This window comes from Halomonas sp. ANAO-440 (genome assembly GCF_019915905.1).
Classification (GTDB): domain Bacteria; phylum Pseudomonadota; class Gammaproteobacteria; order Pseudomonadales; family Halomonadaceae; genus Halomonas; species Halomonas chromatireducens.
This window is the reverse complement of sequence record NZ_JAHXBV010000031.1, coordinates 1-3,939: the sequence shown is the minus strand read 5'-3', so window position 1 is coordinate 3,939 and position 3,939 is coordinate 1. Positions and strand designations below refer to the sequence as shown.

Annotated in this window: 4 protein-coding genes; all 4 read right to left on the bottom strand. The window is 57.7% G+C overall.

What is annotated here, in order from left to right; all coding sequences use genetic code 11:
- Window positions 1–376: RHS repeat domain-containing protein (locus tag KZO25_RS16835; protein WP_223137867.1), on the bottom strand; the 376-nt coding region annotated here is incomplete at its 3' end.
- 336 nt (window positions 377–712) lie between these two features.
- Window positions 713–976: a hypothetical protein gene (locus KZO25_RS16830; RefSeq protein WP_223137866.1), complete on the bottom strand. Its 264-nt coding sequence runs from the start codon at window positions 974–976 to the stop codon at window positions 713–715.
- On the bottom strand, window positions 973–2,073 hold the full coding sequence (locus KZO25_RS16825) for an RHS repeat-associated core domain-containing protein (protein ID WP_223137865.1): 1,101 nt from the start codon (window positions 2,071–2,073) through the stop codon (window positions 973–975). Before KZO25_RS16825 ends, KZO25_RS16830 begins: the two co-directional genes overlap by 4 nt.
- Before the next feature lie 271 nt (window positions 2,074–2,344).
- A partial coding sequence (locus KZO25_RS16820) for an RHS repeat-associated core domain-containing protein (RefSeq protein WP_223137864.1) occupies window positions 2,345–3,939 on the bottom strand: 1,595 nt, incomplete at its 5' end.

The following is a 3,939-nucleotide window of genomic DNA, read 5'->3' as shown; positions in this document are numbered from 1 at the left end:
GGTCATTGCGCTTAATCTGCCAGCGCTGATTGTCGGGGCCTTCAATGCGAGTGGGCTGGCCCAGGGCATCCCGCTCGATGGCCCAGCGGGTGCCGTCCGGAGCGGTCTGGGCGATCACCTGGCCGTGGTCGTCGCGCTCGATCAATGTTTCACGGCCTAGCGGATCAATGGTGGCGACTTTACGCCCGGCGGCGTCGTAGCGGTACTCGATCACCGAGCCGTCGGCGCGGGTGTGGGCCGTCCAGCGTTGGCCGGGGCCGGCGCCGACGAAGTGGTAGCGTTCCTCGCGGCCGAGGCTGTCGGTGACCTGGGTGTGATCCACATGGTAGGCGTAGGAGCGTGCCAGGCCGCCGGGCACGCGGTGGACCGTCAGCATGTGGTCTTGCCACTCGAACTCGCGCGCCACTTCGCCGTTGAAGTGCCCCCTCCAGAGCTGCACTATAGCCTGTGCAGCTCTGGAGGGGATCACTTCAGGATCCGGTACTACAACGAAGAACGGCCACATCAGTCTCTGGACTATGTGGCACCCCGAGCATATCCCGCATTAGCTGCGTAGGGTGTGCAGAAACTAGGGGGTCATTACATCTCGAGGCCGCCAGGGGCGCTGTGGGATGGTGGGCGCAGGTTTCAGGGAAGGCAGCGAAGTGCCTTCCCTGGCGGGTGGTAAATGGGTGCAACGTCCGTATTGCACTTATCGGTTGAGTTCAGGTTCCTAATATTTCTGTAGCTTACTAACAGTCCTCCAAACAAATACAGCACATATGGCTACCATTGCGAATATTAAGATGATGGAAAAGGCTGTTTTTTCAAAAAAACGTTCTTTATCTACTGCTTCGCCGAGCGCAAATATAAAAAACATGATTACAGAATAAGCCAGAAGGACCGCATTCCCCCCCAACCTTTTTACATTTTTTTCTAACAGCCTGGCCATCAGATAAACCAACAAAAGAATAAACAGCAGTATCAGGTCCATCATTGTCGACACTCCTCATCGCTATTTTTATAATTATTAATCCCGCTGTAAACTCCTATGCCTGAAGAGCCAGCCTCAATAGTTAGACCTGTCGCAGTTGCACTTTGATACGCTGGTATAAAGTCATCAGGTAAGCTGCGAAATAGCTGAAAGGTTTCAGGCTTCCGTACAGGCCTTAGCAGTCCGCCAACAGAAGTACCTAGGTTTTCCCCATCGATCGCCAAGTTGCCCCACTGCTCCCCTAGCTGGTCTATAGCTACCTCACGGGCGAAGCCCCTTCCACTTTCAGAAAAGCCTTCTTGTATATTGCTGGCTCCTAAGCCTGCAATGGGCGCACCAGCTACGCAGCCAGCCACAGTCTTACAGAGAGCACCACCCAGTAGAACTTGGCCACCTCCACCAATGACAGTAGCAGTGCGTGTAAGCACATCCATACCCTCGTCTCGAATAAAACGAGGAATCATGCGTGAGTGGAATTTGACTGTTTCCCAAGCACTCAACCCCAACGGGTCCACCATCCCTGTCGGATTCGTCACGTAGCCATACAAATTCGTGCCACCCTTTAATCCGATCGGGTCCTGGCTAATGTACCTCCCTTGCTGTGGATCGTAATAGCGGTGGCGGTTGTAGTAAAGGCAGCTTTCATCATCGTACCACTGCCCCTGGAAGCGGATGGGCTGGTAGGTGTTGCCACGCTCGTTTTTGACCGCTGCCCAGTCGTCGGGCTGAGCTTGCCACAGGGTGTCACCCCGGGGCGTGACGAGCTGCATGGGGGTGCCCAGGGCATCGGTGATGTAGGCGCTGAGGCGTTTTTCAGCACCTTGTTCGCTCTGGGTTTCATCGATGCGCAACATGGGTACGAAGGAGCCAGGCTCATACACCACGGTAATGCGCTGATTGTCCGTTTCTTCGCGCACGATGCGGTCGCCATCCCAGCCGTAGTGGGTGGTGGCCGTGGTGCCGTTGGTGTCGCGCACGGTCTTGCTGATGCGCCGGCCGAGGGCGTCGTAGCGGTAGTGCTCTGTTCGCGCTGGACGCTGGCGGTCTCGCCCAAGACGAAGCCCCCCACTCAGCCACGCTACCGCCAGGGCAGGCAACAAGGTGCCTGCCCTGGTAGATCAATATCCAGCATTTTCCATATAGTTCTTATTACGAGAACCCCTGACCTCGGCCTCCTGTATCATTTTCTCTTTATCACCCCGCTCTTTACTAAGATCCATATTCCAAAAATTATTAACACTCCAGCCGGAATAGCTCTCTCACTCCCCAGTTGCATATTTTTTATATTTCCCGTCATCAAGACATAAACTCCAAAAGCAAAAAAAATCAACCCAAGAAATAAATTCACGACTTCGCTTTTCGGCCTTCGTGTCACTTTCCCCATTCCTCTGGACTTAATACAGCACCTATTATATATCCAACAACCCCTGATTTATTTGGTGATGGCGGCCCAGGCAAGGCGCTGTCAATTACATCTAAAGCAGCCCCCTGCACAGCCGGGTTGGCTATTCCTACCGCCGCACCCGGCGACACCGTCGTCACACTGCATACAGCCCTAAGGCTCAACTGATTAGCACCTGCTGACAACGCGCTACCGGCGCCTGCCGCTGCCTTTGCCACACCCGGTGCCGCGGCTCCTGCCATCGGCAAGCCTAATGCTCCTGATGCCGCAGGCAGCGTTATATCGCTACGTGAGGCGCCTTGGAAGGCCAAGGCTTCTGAGTATTGGGGGTCCCGAGCAAAAACCGACACATGTGATGGAAACATGGCGCCCATGCCAGGGCGGTAGCTATTCCCTGTTAGCACCTCGCCGGCAGGAGCAGACACCGGGGGTGGCGTGCTGGCAGCATACGCTTGTCTAGCTGCCGGCCCATAGGCAGCCTCTACATTGCTAAACCCCATTCCAAACAACCCCAGCGGATCCACCATCCCGGTGGGGTTAGTCACATAGCCATACAGGTTCGTGCCACCGTTAAGACCGATCGGATCCTGGCTAATATACCGTCCCTGCTGTGGGTCGTAGTAGCGGTGGCGGTTGTAGTAAAGGCCGCTCTCTTCATCGTGCCACTGGCCCTGGAAGCGGATGGGCTGGGCGGTGCGGCCTTGTTCGTTGGTGACCGCGGCCCAGTCGTCGGGCTGGGCCTGCCATAGGGTCTCGCCGTTGGGGGTGACTAACTGCATGGGCGTACCCAGGGCATCGGTGATGTAGGCGCTGAGCACTTGGCCCTGCTGAGTGTCATCGATTCTGAGCATGGGTACAAAACTGCCCGGCTCATACACCACGGTAGTGCGCTGACTGTCGTTTTCCTCCCGCACGATGCGGTCGCCGTCCCAGCCGTAGTGGGTGGTGGCCGTGGTGCCGTTGGTGTCGCGCACGGTTTTGCTGATGCGGCGACCCAGGCCGTCGTAGCGGTAGCTGGCTTCGCGGGTGTAGCCGAGTTCGCTGGCGTGGGTGAGGTGTACCAAGCGGTTGGCCCCGTCGTAGCCAAGGGTTAAGCGCTCGCCGTTGGGCTGTTGGCGTTCGATCAGGTTGCCGGCGCCGTCGTAGCGGTAGCGGGTGCCGTTGAGTTGACCAAGGCGGTTATCAGTCAGCGCCTGTTGGCCGTCTAACCGGTTTCCTGCTGCGTCCACGCTATAGCGGTGGGCGTGGTCGCCGTGCTGGCTGCCGATCAAGCGACCGGCGGCGTCATAACTGTAGGCGATGACTCTTGAGGCTTGGTCACCTTGCAGCCCGCGGAAGCTCATCCGCCCCAGGGCGTCGTACTGGTACTGCTGTTCACTGGCGGCGCTGTTGGCGCCGCGCAGGCTGAGGTGATCCAACTGGCCCAGGGCGGTGTAGCCACGCTCCAGAATCAGCGGTTGGTTGTGCGCATTGGCGCTTGTGCTGAGACGACGCTGGGTCTCCCGGTGCAGGGCATCGGGTTCCAGGGCGATCTCCAGGTCAAGGCCGGGGGCGCTCATGCCGT

Excerpts from the sequence above, each read along its gene's own strand:
- KZO25_RS16830 (WP_223137866.1), bottom strand. The coding sequence starts at position 976 with ATGATGGACCTGATACTGCTGTTTATTCTTTTGTTGGTTTATCTGATG.